15 protein-coding genes are annotated in these 15715 nt (G+C 73.2%); 5 read left to right on the top strand and 10 right to left on the bottom strand.

All coding sequences use genetic code 11. The annotated features are described in order from the left end of the window. Positions 1 to 715: 715 nt before the first annotated feature. The 7 genes from truB to rimP all read right to left on the bottom strand — a co-directional run bounded on the left by truB (position 716) and on the right by rimP (position 7750). Positions 716 to 1621, bottom strand: a complete 906-nt coding sequence (gene truB, locus ACZ7JA_RS30400) for a tRNA pseudouridine(55) synthase TruB (RefSeq protein WP_351664214.1) — start codon at positions 1619 to 1621, stop codon at positions 716 to 718. Then, a complete protein-coding gene (gene rbfA, locus ACZ7JA_RS30395; protein WP_351664215.1) occupies positions 1618 to 2079 on the bottom strand; it encodes a 30S ribosome-binding factor RbfA in 462 nt (153 codons plus the stop codon). The genes truB and rbfA overlap by 4 nt, the downstream gene beginning before the upstream one ends. A gap of 46 nt (positions 2080 to 2125) precedes the next feature. Beyond that, positions 2126 to 2419, bottom strand: a complete 294-nt coding sequence (locus ACZ7JA_RS30390; RefSeq protein WP_351664216.1) for a DUF503 domain-containing protein — start codon at positions 2417 to 2419, stop codon at positions 2126 to 2128. Positions 2420 to 2632: 213 nt separating this feature from the next. Further along, entirely contained in the window at positions 2633 to 5683 is a 3051-nt protein-coding gene (infB, locus tag ACZ7JA_RS30385; RefSeq protein WP_470811533.1) for a translation initiation factor IF-2, read from the bottom strand. Between the two features lie 149 nt (positions 5684 to 5832). Then, complete coding sequence (locus tag ACZ7JA_RS30380; protein ID WP_351664218.1) at positions 5833 to 6138, bottom strand: YlxR family protein; 306 nt, start codon at positions 6136 to 6138, stop codon at positions 5833 to 5835. Between the two features lie 101 nt (positions 6139 to 6239). Beyond that, the gene (gene nusA / locus ACZ7JA_RS30375) at positions 6240 to 7238 is read right to left on the bottom strand and encodes a transcription termination factor NusA (RefSeq protein WP_351664219.1); all 999 of its coding nucleotides are present in this window, start codon (positions 7236 to 7238) and stop codon (positions 6240 to 6242) included. Between the two features lie 2 nt (positions 7239 to 7240). Continuing rightward, positions 7241 to 7750 (bottom strand): ribosome maturation factor RimP, encoded by a 510-nt coding sequence (gene rimP / locus ACZ7JA_RS30370; protein ID WP_351664220.1) that lies wholly within the window; start codon positions 7748 to 7750, stop codon positions 7241 to 7243. Positions 7751 to 7974: 224 nt separating this feature from the next. On the opposite strand from rimP, the gene ACZ7JA_RS30365 reads away from it, so the two are divergent. The 3 genes from ACZ7JA_RS30365 to ACZ7JA_RS30355 are packed head-to-tail and all read left to right on the top strand — an operon-like array spanning position 7975 to position 9960. Continuing rightward, positions 7975 to 8517 carry a hypothetical protein gene (locus ACZ7JA_RS30365; RefSeq protein ID WP_351664221.1) on the top strand — a complete coding sequence of 181 codons (543 nt, stop codon included), beginning with the start codon at positions 7975 to 7977 and terminating at the stop codon, positions 8515 to 8517. After that, positions 8514 to 8999, top strand: a complete 486-nt coding sequence (locus ACZ7JA_RS30360; RefSeq protein ID WP_351664222.1) for a ferritin-like domain-containing protein — start codon at positions 8514 to 8516, stop codon at positions 8997 to 8999. The genes ACZ7JA_RS30365 and ACZ7JA_RS30360 overlap by 4 nt, the downstream gene beginning before the upstream one ends. Positions 9000 to 9051: 52 nt before the next feature. Next, positions 9052 to 9960: an aminoglycoside phosphotransferase family protein gene (locus ACZ7JA_RS30355; protein WP_351664223.1), complete on the top strand. Its 909-nt coding sequence runs from the start codon at positions 9052 to 9054 to the stop codon at positions 9958 to 9960. Positions 9961 to 10351: 391 nt separating this feature from the next. Here ACZ7JA_RS30355 and ACZ7JA_RS30350 read toward each other — a convergent pair whose 3' ends face one another. The 3 genes from ACZ7JA_RS30350 to ACZ7JA_RS30340 all read right to left on the bottom strand — a co-directional run bounded on the left by ACZ7JA_RS30350 (position 10352) and on the right by ACZ7JA_RS30340 (position 13567). Continuing rightward, the gene (locus tag ACZ7JA_RS30350) at positions 10352 to 12055 is read right to left on the bottom strand and encodes a proline--tRNA ligase (RefSeq protein WP_351664224.1); all 1704 of its coding nucleotides are present in this window, start codon (positions 12053 to 12055) and stop codon (positions 10352 to 10354) included. Positions 12056 to 12164: 109 nt separating this feature from the next. Further along, positions 12165 to 12698 (bottom strand): GNAT family N-acetyltransferase, encoded by a 534-nt coding sequence (locus ACZ7JA_RS30345; RefSeq protein ID WP_351664225.1) that lies wholly within the window; start codon positions 12696 to 12698, stop codon positions 12165 to 12167. Between the two features lie 20 nt (positions 12699 to 12718). Further along, positions 12719 to 13567 carry a GNAT family N-acetyltransferase gene (locus ACZ7JA_RS30340; RefSeq protein WP_470811529.1) on the bottom strand — a complete coding sequence of 283 codons (849 nt, stop codon included), beginning with the start codon at positions 13565 to 13567 and terminating at the stop codon, positions 12719 to 12721. Positions 13568 to 13680: 113 nt separating this feature from the next. Here ACZ7JA_RS30340 and ACZ7JA_RS30335 point away from each other — a divergent pair, with 113 nt between their 5' ends. After that, positions 13681 to 13836, top strand: a complete 156-nt coding sequence (locus tag ACZ7JA_RS30335; RefSeq protein ID WP_470811527.1) for a hypothetical protein — start codon at positions 13681 to 13683, stop codon at positions 13834 to 13836. After that, complete coding sequence (locus ACZ7JA_RS30330; protein ID WP_351664228.1) at positions 13833 to 15683, top strand: SpoIIE family protein phosphatase; 1851 nt, start codon at positions 13833 to 13835, stop codon at positions 15681 to 15683. Before ACZ7JA_RS30335 ends, ACZ7JA_RS30330 begins: the two co-directional genes overlap by 4 nt. Positions 15684 to 15715: the final 32 nt, after the last annotated feature.

The raw sequence follows: 15715 nt of genomic DNA, 5'->3' as shown, positions 1-15715 counted from the left end.
CAGCGCTCCGGTCATGGACGACAGCACGGCTCGGCTCGCCGGCACCCGGAACGGCGATCCGAACCAAGTCACCGGCACCGCCTCGACCGCCGGTCGTCCCCTGGCCCGCGGCAGCACCGGCCTCGTCCACCTGGACCGGAACAGGGACCCGCCACGCTCCCTCAGCCCAGCCGGAAACACCGCCGGACCCACCGGACCGGCCCTGATCGGCGGGTCGGCTCACGTCGACAGGTCCGCTCGGGGCGGCGATCCAGCCCGGGAGGCCGGCCCAACTCGCGTTGACGGTCCGCCTCGGGACGCCGGCCACGGCCGCGTGGCCGATCCGACCCACGCCGCCCGTTGCGCCCCCCGGACCGGCGGCCCCGCCCGCCTCGCCGCCGCCCGGGCCCGGGGCGAAGACGTCGGTGGGCTCTGGCTCTTCGTCTCGTGCCGCCATGGCCGTACCCTCCCCGCCCGTACACACGTGCCCTCGTCTTCGACGGTAGGCGGGGGATGATCAGCGGGACAGTTCACAGGGCGAAAGCGCCCCCTTCCGCTCCCCCGGTTCACTCCGAGCGCCTGCCCGGTCGGGTGAATGAGCGGAGACTGCCGGAGACAGCCTAGGGGTGGGGGAACCGAGGGGGGTCCGTGGAGCGGCGGCAGTGGCAGTACCCCGTGGCCGCCGCCGCTCCACGGAGAGGCTTGCGCCCGGCGCGAGGCCGGGTTCCGATCGGCGTCAGCCGAAGACGGCCAGGCTCTTCGCCTTGCCCTTGTGCTCCTCCACGAGGGCGAGGAAGCGGCCCTCCAGATCGAACACGGCGACGGGACCGGCGCCCGCGTACTCCTCGGGCATCTCGAGGCGGACGCCGTTGAGCAGCAGCCGGGCGCGCCGGACGTCCACCTGCCAGCGCGGGAACGCCGCCGTGGCCGCCTCGGCGACGGGCATCACCGTCAGCTCCTGCTGGAGCTGGTCCAGCGTCTTCGCGGAGTCGAGCTTGTACGGGCCGACGCGTGTCCTGCGCAGCGCCGTGAGGTGGCCGCCGACGCCCAGGTCGGCGCCCAGGTCACGGGCGAGGGCGCGGATGTAGGTGCCGGACGAGCAGACCACCGAGACGACCAGGTCGAGCACGGGGGTGCCGTCTTCGGCGACGGCGTCCCGGACGTCGTACACCGCGAAGGAGGACACGGTGACCGGGCGGGCCGGGATGTCGAACTCCTCGCCCTCGCGGGCCCGCTTGTACGACCGCACGCCGTTGATCTTGATGGCGCTGACCTTGGACGGCACCTGCATGATGTCGCCGGACAGCTTGGCGATGCCGGAGTCGATGGCGTCCCGGGTCACCCTGGAGGCGTCCGTGGCGGAGGTGATCTCCCCCTCGGCGTCGTCGGTGAGCGTGTTCTGGCCCAGGCGGATGGTGCCCAGGTACTCCTTCTCGGTCAGCGCGAGGTGCCCGAGGAGCTTGGTGGCGCGCTCGACTCCGAGGACCAGGACGCCGGTCGCCATCGGGTCGAGGGTGCCGGCGTGGCCGACCCGGCGGGTCCGGGCGATGCCGCGCATCTTGGCGACCACGTCGTGCGAAGTGAAGCCCGACGGCTTGTCGACGATGACAAGGCCGTCGGGCGTGGTGTGCTTCTGGGTCATTCCGCGGCGTCGCCGTCCGTCTCGGCGCTCTCGTCCTCGCCCGGCTTGCGGTACGGGTCGGCGCCGCCCGCGTACGCCGCGCCGGCGGAGGCCTCGCGAACCTTCGCGTCGGACTGGCGCGCCCTGTCGAGGAGGTCCTCGATGGTCCGGGCGGTGTCCGGGAGGGCGTCCGCGACGAAGGTGAGGGTCGGCGTGAACTTCACGCCGGCCGCGCGGCCGACCTCGGAGCGCAGGATGCCCTTGGCGCTCTCCAGTCCGGCGGCCGCGGCCTGCCGCTCCTCGTCGTCCCCGTAGACCGTGTAGAAGACGGTCGCCTCCCGCAGGTCACCCGTGACCCGGGTGTCCGTGATGGTGACGTGCGAGCCGAGCCGCGGGTCCTTGATCCCGCGCTGCAGCTTCTGGGCCACCACCTCCCGGATGAGGTCCGCCAGCCTTTTCGCCCGCGCGTTGTCGGCCACTGGTCCGTCTCCCGTTCTTTCTTCTTCTGGGGTTATGTGGGTCTGGTCAGTCGTCTTCGCCGTGGAGGCGCCGTCGCACGGACAGCAGCTCCACTTCGGGGCGGCCGGCGACCAGCCGTTCGCACCGGTCGAGTACGTCGGTGAGGTGCGCCGTGTCGCCGGAGACCATGGCCAGGCCGATGATCGCTCGCCGGTGGAGGTCCATGTGGTCCACCTCGGCCGCGCTCACCGCGTACTTCCGCTGGAGTTCGGCGACGATCGGGCGGACGACGGAGCGCTTCTCCTTCAGCGAGTGGACGTCGCCGAGGAGCAGGTCGAAGGACAGAGTCCCCACGTACATGTGTGTAACCGGTTCACCCGCCGGTACGGGATCGGTGGCCCCGGATCCGTATGGCCGGGGACACCAAGAACGGTACCCCGTACCCGCCGGCGCCTCGACAGGGTTTCCGCGGCGCCGTCGGCCGGACCGCTGCCCCGGGGATTCCGCCCCCGGGCAACGGCGCGCCGGCCGGCGGGACCGCAGTCCCGCCGGCCGGCGGCGAACCGTGGGGTGTTACACCCGCGGCTTCTCTCGCATCTCGTACGTCGCGATGACGTCGTCGACCTTGATGTCGTTGAAGTTTCCGAGGTTGATACCACCCTCGTAGCCTTCGCGGATCTCGGTGACGTCGTCCTTGAAGCGACGCAGGCCCTCGATGTTGAGGTTCTCCGCGACCACCTTGCCGTCGCGGATGAGGCGGGCCTTGGTGTTGCGCTTGACCTCGCCGGACCGGATGAGCACACCGGCGATGTTGCCCAGCTTGGACGACTTGAAGACCTCGCGGATCTCCGCCGTGCCGAGCTCGACCTCCTCGTACTCCGGCTTGAGCATGCCCTTCAGGGCCGCCTCGATCTCCTCGATCGCCTGGTAGATGACCGAGTAGTACCGGACGTCCACGCCCTCGCGCTCGGCCATCTGCGCCGCGCGGCCGGCCGCGCGGACGTTGAAGCCGATCACGATGGCGTCCGAGCCCATCGCCAGGTCGATGTCGGACTCCGTGACCGCACCGACGCCGCGGTGCAGGACGCGGATGTCGACCTCTTCGCCGACGTCCAGCTGGAGCAGGGAGGACTCGAGGGCCTCGACGGAACCGGAAGCGTCACCCTTGATGATCAGGTTCAGCTGCTGGATCTCGCCGGCCTTGAGCACCTTGTCCAGGTCCTCAAGCGACACGCGGCGCGTGCGCTTGGCGAACGCGGCGTTGCGCTCGCGGGCGGCGCGCTTCTCGGCGATCTGACGGGCCGTACGGTCCTCGTCGACCACCAGGAAGTTGTCGCCCGCACCCGGGACGTTGGTCAGGCCCAGGACCTGGACCGGCGTCGAGGGTCCGGCCTCGGCGACGTTGTTGCCGTTGTCGTCGAGCATGGCGCGCACGCGACCGTAGGCGTCGCCCACGACCATCGTGTCGCCGACCCGCAGCGTGCCTCGCTGGACGAGGACCGTCGCCACGGCACCGCGGCCGCGGTCGAGACGGGACTCGATCGAGATGCCCTGCGCGTCCTGGTTCGGGTTGGCCCGCAGGTCGAGCGAGGCGTCGGCCGTGAGGACCACGGCCTCGAGCAGCGAGTCGATGTGCAGTCCCTGCTTGGCGGAGATGTCGACGAACATCGTGTCGCCGCCGTACTCCTCGGCCACCAGGCCGTACTCGGTCAGCTGACCGCGCACCTTGGTCGGGTCGGCACCCTCGACGTCGATCTTGTTGACCGCGACGACGATCGGCACCTCGGCGGCCTTGGCGTGGTTGAGCGCCTCGACCGTCTGCGGCATGACGCCGTCGTTGGCCGCGACCACCAGGATCGCGATGTCGGTCGACTTCGCACCACGGGCACGCATGGCGGTGAACGCCTCGTGACCCGGGGTGTCGATGAAGGTGATCTTGCGCTCTTCGTCGTTGACCTCGGTCGCGACCTGGTAGGCACCGATGTGCTGGGTGATGCCGCCGGCCTCGCCCGCGATGACGTTCGTCTTGCGGATGGCGTCGAGCAGTCGGGTCTTACCGTGGTCGACGTGACCCATGACGGTCACGACCGGCGGACGGACGACCAGGTCCTCCTCGGAGCCCTCGTCCTCACCGAACTCGATGTCGAAGGACTCGAGCAGCTCGCGGTCCTCCTCCTCGGGGCTGACGATCTGAACCGTGTAGTTCATCTCGTCGGCGAGGAGCTGCAGCGTCTCGTCGGAGACGGACTGCGTGGCGGTGACCATCTCGCCGAGGTTCATCATGACCGCGACGAGCGACGCCGGGTTGGCGTTGATCTTCTCCGCGAAGTCCGTGAGCGACGCGCCGCGGGAGAGGCGGATGGCCTCGCCGTTGCCGCGCGGCAGCATCACGCCGCCGACGCTCGGGGCCTGCATGGCCTCGTACTCCTGGCGCCTCTGCCGCTTCGACTTGCGGCCGCGACGCGCGGGACCGCCGGGACGGCCGAAGGCGCCCTGCGTGCCACCACGGCCACCGGGACCGCCGGGACGGCCGCCGAAGCCGGGACGGCCACCGCCGCCACCGGGACCACCGGGACGGCCGGCGAAGCCGCCACCGCCACCACCGGGACCGCCGGGACGACCGGCGAAGCCGCCACCGCCGCCACCCGGGCGACCGGCGAAGCCGCCGCCACCCGGACGACCGCCGCCGCCACCGGGACGACCGCCGCCACCGGGACCGCGGCCGCCGGGGCCACCGCCACCGGGACGCGGGCCGGCAGCCGGACGCTGCGGCATCATGCCGGGGTTCGGACGCGGACCGGCCGGGCCGGGACGCGGGCCGCCCTGCGGGCGGGGCATGCCGGACGGCGACGGACGGTTACCGCCGGGAGCCTGCGGACGGGGACCGCCGCCCTGGCCGGGAGCCTGCGGACGGGGACCGGCGCCGGGGGCACCGGGACCACCGGGACGCGGGCCGCCCTGCGGGCGGGGCGCCTGCGGGCGCGCCATGCCGGTGGAACCACCGGAGGTGAAGGGATTGTTGCCCGGACGCGGGCCGGCCGGGCGGGCGCCCGGACGCTGACCCTGGCCACCGGGGCGCTGGGCACCCTGGCCCGGACGGCCACCCTGGCCCTGGCCGGCAGCCGCGGGACGGCCACCGGGCTTCGGCGCACCCGGACGGGCGCCGGGACGCGGGCCCTGCGCGGCCGGAGCCTGCGGGGTCTGCGCGGGCGGGGCCGGCGGCGCGGTGAACTCCGGGGCGGCCGGCGCCGGACGCGGCGCGGGCTTCGGACCCGGGACCGGACGCGGGCCGGGGGCCGGCGTCGAGGCCGCGGGAGCCGACGGAGCCGCGGGCTGCGCGGCAGCCGGCGGCTTGGGGGCGCCCGGCTTCGGGGCAGCCGGACGGGCCGCCTGCGCCGGAGAGGGCGCGGCGGGCCTGGGGGCAGCCTTACGGGGGGCGGGCTTACCGGCGGACTTGCCGGAGCCACCGCCCTGGAATGCGTCGGTCAGCTTGCGTACTACGGGCGCTTCGATCGTCGAAGACGCCGAACGGACGAATTCACCGAGTTCCTGGAGCTTGGCCATGACGACCTTGCTCTCCACACCGAACTCCTTGGCGAGTTCGTATACCCGGACCTTAGCCACTTCGCTCCTCTGAGGTCCGGGTTGCGGCCGGACCGTCGCTAGTTCATGGGCGTACTCATCGCGTACTCATCGAGTGCTCATCGCAATCTCGACCTGCTTTCGACTCGCGAGGTACCAGGCCGCACGGGGGGTTCCGCACGGCTCGCTTTTTACGGTGTTGCCTGCGTTGCCTGCTCGGCAACTGTCTGTCGCTCGACGTAGTGGCGCAACGCCTTTACGTCGAGCGGCCCGGGGACGCGGAGCGCCCGAGGGAACGCCCGGCGGCGCACCGCCTGGTCGATACAGACCGGGTCGGGGTGTACGTACGCACCCCGGCCGGGCAGCGTACCGCGAGGATCGGGAACGCACTGTTCCTGATCCGCCACGATCCGCAGCAGAGCGTCCTTGGCCGCTCGCTGCCTGCACCCCACACAGGTGCGCTCAGGGCATGCGCGGGCTCGCGTCCGGCCAGACACCCTTAAGTCTACCTCCCCGCACCGACCTCACCCCTACGGGGGAAAAGTCGAACAGTCGCTTGCTGCAGGCTGACGTGATCTCAGCGTCACCAGGCCGAGATCTATTCCCCGTCGCGGTCCCCGGCCTGCTCGGTGTCCGGCCGGATGTCGATCCGCCAGCCGGTCAGCCGGGCGGCGAGCCGCGCGTTCTGCCCTTCCTTGCCGATCGCCAGCGAGAGCTGGTAGTCCGGCACGGTCACCCGGGCGGACCGGGCGGCCAGGTCCACGACGTCCACCTTGCTCACCCGGGCGGGTGACAGCGCGTTCGCCACCATCTCGGCCGGGTCGTCCGACCAGTCGACGATGTCGATCTTCTCGCCGTTCAGCTCGCCCATGACGTTGCGCACCCGGCCGCCCATGGGGCCGATGCAGGCGCCCTTGGCGTTCAGGCCCGAACGGGTGGACCGTACGGCGATCTTGGTGCGGTGACCGGCCTCGCGGGCGATCGCGGCGATCTCGACCGAGCCGTCGGCGATCTCCGGCACCTCCAGGGCGAAGAGCTTCTTCACCAGGTTGGGGTGCGTGCGCGAGAGCGTCACGGAGGGGCCGCGGACGCCCTTGGCCACCCGGACGACGTACGACCGCAGGCGCATGCCGTGCGGGTACGTCTCGCCGGGCACCTGCTCCTGCACCGGCAGGATGGCCTCCAGCTTGCCGATGTCCACGAGCACGTTCTTGGGGTCGCGGCCCTGCTGGACCACGCCGGTGACGATGTCGCCCTCGCGGCCGGCGTACTCGCCGAGCGTCGCGTCGTCCTCGGCGTCGCGCAGCCGCTGCAGGATCACCTGCTTGGCGGTGGTGGCGGCGATCCGGCCGAAGCCGGACGGGGTGTCGTCGAACTCGCGGGGCGCCTGGCCCTCCTCGAGGTCCTCCGGGTCCTCCTTCGCCCACACGGTCACGTGCCCGGTCTCCCGGTTGAGCTCCACGCGTGCGTGCCGGCGGCTTCCCTCGGTGCGGTGGTACGCGATGAGGAGGGCCGACTCGATCGCCTCGACCAGCAGGTCGAAGGAGATCTCCTTCTCCCGCACCAAGCCCCGCAGGGCGCTCATGTCGATGTCCACGGCTACGCCTCCTCCTCTTCCTTCATGTCCTTCTTGTCCTTGCGGTTGAACTCGACCTGCACGCGCGCCTTCGCGATCTCCGGGAAACCGAGTCTGCGGGCGGTCGCCTTGCGGCCCTTCACCCCGGGCACCTCGACGTCGACGCCCTCCTCGTCCACCTCGAGGATCCTCGCGACCAGTTCGCCGCCCTCGGCGAGCTGGAACCTCACCAGCCGGTCGGTGGCGCGCACGTAGTGCCGGTGCTCGGTCAGGGCGCGCTCCGCGCCGGGGGTGCCGACCTCCAGGTCGTACGCGTCGTCACCCATCGCGTTGGTCTCGTCGAGCTTCGCCGAGAGCGCGCGGCTCACATCGGCGATCCGGTCCAGGTCCGCTCCGGCGTCGGAGTCGACGGTCACGCGCAGCACACGCTTGCGTCCGACGGATTCCACGGTGATCTCTTCGAGGTCGAGCCCCTGAGAGGTGACGAGCGGTTCGAGCAGCTCTCGCAGCCTCTCGCTCTGGGTGGTGCTCATCCGGGTGACTCCTCGGCCGCGTGTGCTGTTGTGGGATGGGTCGCGTGTCTGGTCAAAGGGTATCCGGTCGCAGGGAGTGTTGCCGTCCACCTGTGTACGCGCGGTGCCGGTGAGTGGCGTACCGGCGGGGCGCGGGTACGGTGATCACGGACAGGCCGCCCCGACGGCCGTTCCCCTCCTTGCCGTTCCCCGCCGTTTCGCACGAGTGCCCGAGGACGTCCGCAGTGTCGTACCCCCCGCCGGCGCGCACCCCCTCGGGTCCGCGCAGAAGATCCCTCATCGCCTCGGCCGCCGGGGCCGCCCTGCTGGTGGGCTGCTCGGCCGGTCCCGACTCCGCCGACGGCGGGACGACTTCGGTGACCGAGCGGGCGCGCGCGCGTGCCGCCCGGGACAGCGAGGGGCTGCTGGAGCGGTACGACGCGGTGCTCGCCGCGCACCCCGCGCTGGCGGAGCCGCTGGAACCGCTGCGGGCTCAGGTCGCGGCGCACCGGGCGGCGTTCGCCGGCCGCGCCGCCGCCACCGGCACGCAGGCGCCCGCGTCCGCCGCTCCCGGTTCCGCCACGCCCACGGCCGCCTCCTCGCCGGCCCTGGCCGTGCCCGCCGGCGAGAAGGACGCGCTGGCGTTCCTCGCGACCGCCGAGCGGAGCCTGGCCGACCGCCGGGCTAAGGACCTGCTGGACGTGCCGGGCGAACTGGCCCGGCTGATGGCGTCGGCGGCGGCTGCCGGGGCGGCGCACGCGTACCTGCTGACCGAGGGGGCCAAGTGAGCGAGCGGGACAGACCGGCCGAACTGACCGCGCTGCAGGCCGCGCTGGCGGCGGAGCACGCCGCGGTGTACGGCTACGGCGTCGTCGGCGGGCTGGTCGGCGACAAGCGGCTGAAGCAGGCGCGGGCGGCCTACGACGCCCACCGGGCCAGCCGGGACGCGCTGGTGCGCGAGGTGCGCGAGCTGGGCGGCGAGCCGGTCGCCGCGAGCGCCGCGTACGCGCTGCCGTTCCAGGTCGCGGACTCCGCGGCCGCGGTACGCCTCGCCGCCGATCTGGAGGAGCGGGTGGCCGGCGTCTACTCGGACCTGGTGCGTGCGACGACCGGTCAGCGGCGCGGCGCGGCCGCCGGGTCGCTGCGGGAGGCCGCGGTGCGGGCGGTGCGCTGGAGCGGGGAGAGCGTAGCCTTCCCTGGGCTCGCCGAGCGGACCGGTGACGACACGGGTGCGGCGGGACCGAGTACTTCGGCGTCTCCGTCGAGGTGACGGCGGGGCCGCCCGTGGGGCAGGCCCGGGAGAGGAAGGAAACGACTCGCGCATGGTTTTCGAACCGCCCCGGCGGCTGGTGCGGGCGCTCGGTGAGACGGCGCCGGCCGGGGACGACTGGCTGGCACGGCTGCCGGAGACGGCCGAACGGACGGTCGCGCGACGCGAGTTGAGCGTGGAGCGGGTGCAGGTGCCCGGCGGCCGCAGCAGCCTGGTGGTACTGGTCCGGCGGGCCGACGGCACTCCGGCGGTGCTGAAGCTCGCGCCCGGCCGGGCCCGGCCGGAGAGCGAGCGGGCGGCCCTGGCCCACTGGGCGGGACGGGGCGCGGTACAGCTGCTGGAGTCGGACGCCGAGGACAGCGCGGACGGGGCGCTGCTGCTGGAGCGGCTGCACCCGGACGTGTCCGTGCGGTCGCTGCCGGAGGCGAAGGCGCTGCTGGAGGCGGCGGGGACGCTGCGGCGGCTGTGGGTCGAGCCGCCGGACGGCCACGCCTTCGAGACGGTGGCGGAGCGGACCGGGCGGCAGGCCGAGGCGATGCGGGCGGGCGCGCCGGCCGCGCCGGAGACGGCGCCGCTGGTGGACGCGGCGCTCACGGCCCGCGCGGAGCTGCTGGCCGCGCCGCCGGAGCACCGGCTGCTGCACGGCACGTTCCGGCAGAGCAAGGTGCTCGCCGCGGAGCGGATGCACTGGCTGGCGGTGGGCCCGGACCCGGTGGTCGGCGAGTGCGCCTTCGATCTCGCGCGGCTGGTGCGCGACCGGGTGGAGGACCTGATCGCCAACCCGTCCGGCGCGTCCACCACCCGGCGCCGGATCAAGCGGCTCGCGGAGTCACTGGAGGTGGACCAGGACCGGCTGCGCGGCTGGACCCTGTTCCGCGCGGTGGAGTCCGGGGCCCGGGCACTGCGGGTGGGCCGCACGAAGGACGCGGAACTCCTGCTCGAGTTCGCGGGCTGGCTGTAGCGCCGGCGGGCCGGCGGCGGCCACGCCGAGATGGTCCGCGCCAACGGCACGCGCGGCCCCGCGGAGGCTGCCTTCCCCGCTCCGGCTCCTTTCTCGCGGACGCCGGATGCGCCCGATGACCGCGCCGCGGCAACGGCACGCGCGACCGCACGCGGACCCCCTCTCCGGCTCCCCTCTCGCGGACGCCGGCCGCGCGACGACCGCGCCGCGACCCGGTCCGCCGGCTGCGAGCCCGGGAACGGCGCCGGACGCGGGACTCCGGCGGACGCCGAGCCCCCGCTCCCCGGCAGGGTCCACGAGCCGTCCACCCGGCGGCTCCTCGTAGGACGGGGGCACGGCGGAGCGCCCCGCGTCCCCGACGGGGCGCGGGGCGCCAAGCGGGCGCCGGGTGTCAGGCGGAGAGGCGGGTGATGGCGTCCTCGACGGAGAGTTCCTCGCGCTCGCCGGTCTTGCGGTCCTTCAGCTCCAGCACGCCCTCCGCGGAGCGGCGGCCGGCCACCAGGATCTGCGGCACGCCGATCAGCTCGGCGTCGGTGAACTTCACGCCCGGGGAGACCCCGGCCCGGTCGTCGACCAGGACGCGCAGGCCGGCGGCCCGCAGCCGCTCGGCGACGTCGAGCGCCAGCTCGGTCTGCACCGCCTTGCCCGCGGCGACGACGTGCACGTCGGCCGGGGCGACCTCCTTGGGCCAGACCAGGCCGTGCTCGTCGGCGTGCTGCTCGGCGAGGGCGGCGACGGCGCGGGAGACGCCGATGCCGTAGGAGCCCATGGTCACGCGGACCGGCTTGCCGTTCTGGCCGAGCACGTCCAGCTTCAGGGCGTCGGCGTACTTGCGGCCGAGCTGGAAGATGTGGCCGATCTCGATGGCGCGGTCCAGCTTCAGGCCGGTGCCGCACTTCGGGCAGGGGTCGCCGTCGCGGACCACCACGACGTCCACGTACTCGTCGACCTCGAAGTCACGGCCGGCGACCACGTTCCTGGCGTGCGTGTGCTCCTTGTTGGCGCCGGTGATCCAGGCGGTGCCGGGGGCCACGCGCGGGTCGGCGACGTACTTGACCTTGTCGCCCAGGCCCTGCGGACCGACGTAGCCGCGCACCAGGTCGGGGCGGCCTGCGAAGTCCGCCTCGGTGACCATCTCGACGGCCGCCGGGGCGAAGTGCTCCTCCAGCTTGCCGAGGTCGACCTCGCGGTCGCCGGGCACGCCGACGGCGACGATCTCGCCGTCCACCTTCACCAGCAGGTTCTTCAGGGTGGCCGAGGCCGGGACGCCGAGCGAGGCGGCGAGGGTCTCGATGGTCGGGGTGTCGGGGGTGGGGATCTCCTCGAGCGCGGGGACGTCCGAGCCGTCCACGGGCCGCAGCTCGTAGGTGATCGCCTCCGTGTTGGCGGCGAAGTCGCAGTTCGGGCAGTCCGCGAAGGTGTCCTCGCCGGCCTCGGCCGGGGCGAGGAACTCCTCGGACTTGGAGCCGCCCATGGCGCCGGCGGTGGCCGCGCAGATGCGGTAGTCGAGGCCGAGCCGGTCGAAGATGCGCTGGTAGGCCTGGCGGTGCAGGGCGTAGGACTTCGCCAGGCCCTCGTCCTCGAGGTCGAAGGAGTACGAGTCCTTCATCAGGAACTCGCGGCCGCGCAGGATGCCGGCGCGGGGGCGGGCCTCGTCGCGGAACTTCGACTGGATCTGGTAGAGGATCACCGGCAGGTCCTTGTAGGACGTGCACTGGTCCTTGACCAGCAGGGTGAAGATCTCCTCGTGGGTCGGGCCCAGGAGGTAGTCGCCGCCCTTGCGGTCCTTCAGCCGGAACAGCTCCTGGCCGTACTCGTCCCAGCGGCCGGTCGCGTCGTAGGGCTCGCGCGGCAGCAGCGCGGGGAGGGAGACCTCCTGGCCGCCGATGGCGTCCATCTCCTCGCGGACGATCCGCTCCACGTTGGAGAGGACCTTCTTGCCGAGCGGCAGCCAGGACCAGATGCCGGCGGCGGTGCGGCGGACGTAGCCCGCGCGGACGAGGAGCTTGTGGCTGAGGACCTCGGCGTCCGCCGGGTCGTCGCGCAGAGTCTTCGCCATCAACTGGGACATGCGCTGGACCGGTGCGTTCGCCATGGTTCTCGTACTCCTGCGGGATGTGGGTCCCTCCGCTCGAGCACGGTCGAGAGGGGGGAGGGTTATGGCATAGGAGGTTAGCCGGGCGGGTCGTGCCGGTGGAAATCGGTTATCCCCGGCGCAGCGGCAGGGGGGCGCCCATCACGGCGTACGGCTTGGCGGCGCTCGGGAAGTGCACCTGGCGGGCGAGGTCGATGTAGCCGAGGGAGTGGTAGAGGCCGCGGGCGGGGCTCTCGACGTCGATCGCGGAGAGGATCGAGCGCGGTTCGTCGGCGCCGTCGGTGATGGTGGTGATCAGGCGGCGGCCGATGCCCCGGTTCTGGTGATCGGGGTGGACGTGCAGCTCGGTGATGACGAAGGAGTCGTCCAGCCAGGACTCGTTGCGCTGGGCGCGGAGGTAGGGCTCCACCACGGTGGACCACCAGTGGCCGCGGGAGTTGGGCATGCCGTAGACGAAGCCCACCAGGTGGCCCTGCGGGGTCGTCGCCCCGAGGGCCCGGGCGCCCGGGTACTGCATGTGGCGCTGGACGATCTGGCGGCGTACGGCGACCTCCTCCGGGCCCAGTCCGAAGGCGAGGGCCTGGACGGACAAGGCCTCGTCGACGTGGGCTGCGAGGTCCAGGGGGCCGATCACGAGGTCCATGCGGGGAGGGTACAGGGGGCTCAGAAGAGGATGCTCATGAAGGCTCCCACCTCTTGGAAGCCCACCCGGCGGTAGGTGCGCCGCGCCGCCGTGTTGAAGTCGTTCACGTAGAGGCTGACCACGGGCGCGACGTCGGCCAGGGCGTAGCGCAGCACCGCCGCCATGCCGGGCGCCGCCAGGCCCAGGCCGCGGTACTCGGGGGCGACCCACACGCCCTGGATCTGGCAGGCCTGGGGGGTCGCCGCGCCGATCTCCGCCTTGAAGACGACCTTGCCGTGCTCGTCGAGGCGGGCGAAGGAGCGGCCGGAGCCGACGAGTTCGGCGACCCGTGCCTGGTACAGCAGGCCGCCGTCCCCGGCCAGCGGGGAAACCCCGACCTCCTCGGTGAACATCGCCACGCACGCCGGCATGATCGTCTCCATCTCGTCCTTGCGGATGCGGCGGACGTAGGGATCCGGGGCGATGTCGTCGGGCATGCAGTCGGTGACCATCAGGGGCTGCTGGGCGCGGACCTCGCGGGCCGGGCCCCAGTGCGGTTCGAGCAGGCGCCACAACTGGGCGGTGGAGTCGGCGGGCCCGACGATGGAGGAGCAGCGGCGGCCGGCCCGGCGGGCGCGGTCGGCGAAGGCGCGCACCGCGCGCGGGGTGGCGCAGATGGGGACCAGGTTGGCGCCCGCGTAGCAGAGGGACGTGAGCATGCCGTCCTCGTACCAGCCCCACATCTCGCCGCCGAGCCGCCAGGGGTCGAGGCCGGCGACCTGCACCCGGGAGGTCACGAAGGCGTTCGCGACCGGCTCGCGGTCGAGGACGGCGAGCGCGGCGTCGAGATCGCTCGGTTCGAGCACCCGGGAGGTGGTCTGGGTCAACACGGACGGGGCCTCACGCTGGGGTTCTGCTGATCTCCGCACTGTACCTGCGGATTCCTGGCGGCGCCGCCCCCGGTACCGGGCCCGGGCCGGCAGGGGGCGGGAGGCAACACGCCGTGCCGAAGGCGGAGCGCTCCGCGAAGAAAGGTGAAAATGACATAAGAAGCCATTTTTCGGGCGACGGCGGGAACGTGATGGATGCGGTGCCGGAACGCGCGGCGCCGGAGCACCGGACGGCCTCCGGTGAGGAGGACAAGGGCGTGAGGACATGAGCGGGGCTGACCCGAGCCGTGAGCCGGAGTTCCCGCACGCGATCCTGCGCGATCTCGGCACCGGCGTCTTCACCATCGACCTGGCCGGACTGATCACGTACGTCAACCCGTGGGCCGAGCAGCTCCTGGAACGGTCCGCCGGCGAGATGCTCGGCCAGGACGCGCACGACCTGCTGCACCGCCGCCCCGACGGCAGCCCGGTGCCCCGCGAGCAGTGCCTGATGCGGACTCCGCTGCACGACAACCGGTCGGTCGAGCAGGGCAGCGAGGAGTACTTCCTGCGCGCCGACGGCACGACCCTGCCGATCATCTGGGCGACCACGCCCCTGCGGCTGGCGGGCCGCAGAGCCGGGCTGGCGATCGTCTTCAGCGACTTCAGCCTGCACCGGGAGGCCGAGCGGCGGGCGGCGGCGCGCACCGCCGCCCTGGAGGCGCTGACGGCCCGGCTGAACCTGGTGTCGCGGATCTCCTCGGTGCTGATTTCGGCGCGGAATCCGACCGGGCAGGTGCGCCGGGTGCTGCGGATGCTCGTACCGGAGCTGGGCGACTGGGCCGCGGTGGCCCTGCGTTCGGAGCGGACCGGGGCGCTGGAGCGGGTCGCCGTCCGCTCTCTCGCGTACCCGCACCGGGCGAGGCGGCTGGAGGGGCCGCTGCCACCGCTGCCGCCCAGGACCCGCCGGGCGCTGGCGCGGGCGGCGGGCTCCGAGGAGCCCGTACTGCTGCTCGCGGAGGAGCTGCGGGACCGGGACGCCCCGCTCGCCGCGACGCATGGGCCGCTGTTCGAGCGGCTCGGCGGCCACTCGGCCGTGGTGGTGCCGCTGCGCGCCCGCCGGCATCACTACGGAATGCTGACCGTCGGCCGCGCCGAGGCGTCCCCCGCGTTCACCGACGCCGAGGTACGGCTCCTCGCCGACCTGGGCTGGCGGGTGGCGCTGGTGCTGGACAACGAGCGGCTCTACGAGGAGCAGCGCAACGTCGCCGCGACCATGCAGCGCCAACTGCTGGCTCCGCTGCCGCAGGTGAACCACCTGCGGATGGCCGCGCGCTACCTGCCCGCTCAGCGGGCGATGGAGATCGGCGGCGACTGGTACGACGCGTTCCTGCTCGGCGACGGGGTGATGGCCCTGGTGATCGGGGACGTGGTGGGCCACGATCTGAAGGCCGCAGCCCACATGGCCGAGGTCCGCAACATGCTGCGGGGCCTCGCCTGGGTCGACCGGGAGCCGCCCAGCGTGATCATGCGCCGCCTCGACGAGGCGGTGACGAACACCAGTGACGCCCCCATGGCCACGCTGCTCTTCGCCCGGGTCGAGGGTCCCGAGGGCGGGCCCTGGCGGCTGAGCTGGGTGAACGCCGGGCACCCGCCGCCGCTGCTGGTGACCCGCGAGGGCGACGCGCGGTTCCTGACCGACGGGCACGGGCCGCTGATCGGCATGAGCGCCACCCTGCACCTGGGCCTGACCTGGCCGGACGCCATCGCGGAACTGCCCGCCGAGTGCACGCTGCTGCTCTACACCGACGGCCTCGTGGAGAGCCGGGACCGCCCGATCGACCTGGGCATGGCCAAGCTGCGCCACCACGCCGCCATGCTGGCCGGGCGGCTGGGCGACGGGACGGTGGACGACTTCTGCGACGAGCTGCTGAAGCGGATAAAGCCGAGCGGCGACGACGTCGCCCTGCTCGCCCTGCGCGTACCGGCCGCGGGCGCGGGCGCTCCCGGCGACCGCAGCGCCCCACCGCCACCGCAGTCCTCCTACAGCCCCGCCGCCCCCGACCGCGCCGCCCCGGGCTCCGTCCAGCAGGACGCCCCGGTACAGGACCCGACACGGGACGAGGAAGAGGAGTGAGGGGCCTTCACGCAGGGGCCGGCCCGCGGGGA

Source organism: Streptomyces sp. NPDC038135, assembly GCF_055601245.1.
The sequence above is the reverse complement of the archived record's forward strand: the minus strand, read 5'-3'. Positions and strand labels throughout refer to the sequence as shown.

What these genes read in the sequence shown, in the direction of transcription:
- truB (WP_351664214.1), bottom strand. Translation starts at nt 1,621, where the DNA reads ATGACCCAGAAGCACACCACGCCCGACGGCCTTGTCATCGTCGACAAG.
- ACZ7JA_RS30390 (WP_351664216.1), bottom strand. Translation starts at nt 2,419, where the DNA reads ATGTACGTGGGGACTCTGTCCTTCGACCTGCTCCTCGGCGACGTCCAC.
- rimP (WP_351664220.1), bottom strand. Translation starts at nt 7,750, where the DNA reads ATGAGCACCACCCAGAGCGAGAGGCTGCGAGAGCTGCTCGAACCGCTC.
- ACZ7JA_RS30355 (WP_351664223.1), top strand. Translation starts at nt 9,052, where the DNA reads ATGGTTTTCGAACCGCCCCGGCGGCTGGTGCGGGCGCTCGGTGAGACG.
- ACZ7JA_RS30350 (WP_351664224.1), bottom strand. Translation starts at nt 12,055, where the DNA reads ATGGCGAACGCACCGGTCCAGCGCATGTCCCAGTTGATGGCGAAGACT.
- ACZ7JA_RS30345 (WP_351664225.1), bottom strand. Translation starts at nt 12,698, where the DNA reads ATGGACCTCGTGATCGGCCCCCTGGACCTCGCAGCCCACGTCGACGAG.
- ACZ7JA_RS30330 (WP_351664228.1), top strand. Translation starts at nt 13,833, where the DNA reads ATGAGCGGGGCTGACCCGAGCCGTGAGCCGGAGTTCCCGCACGCGATC.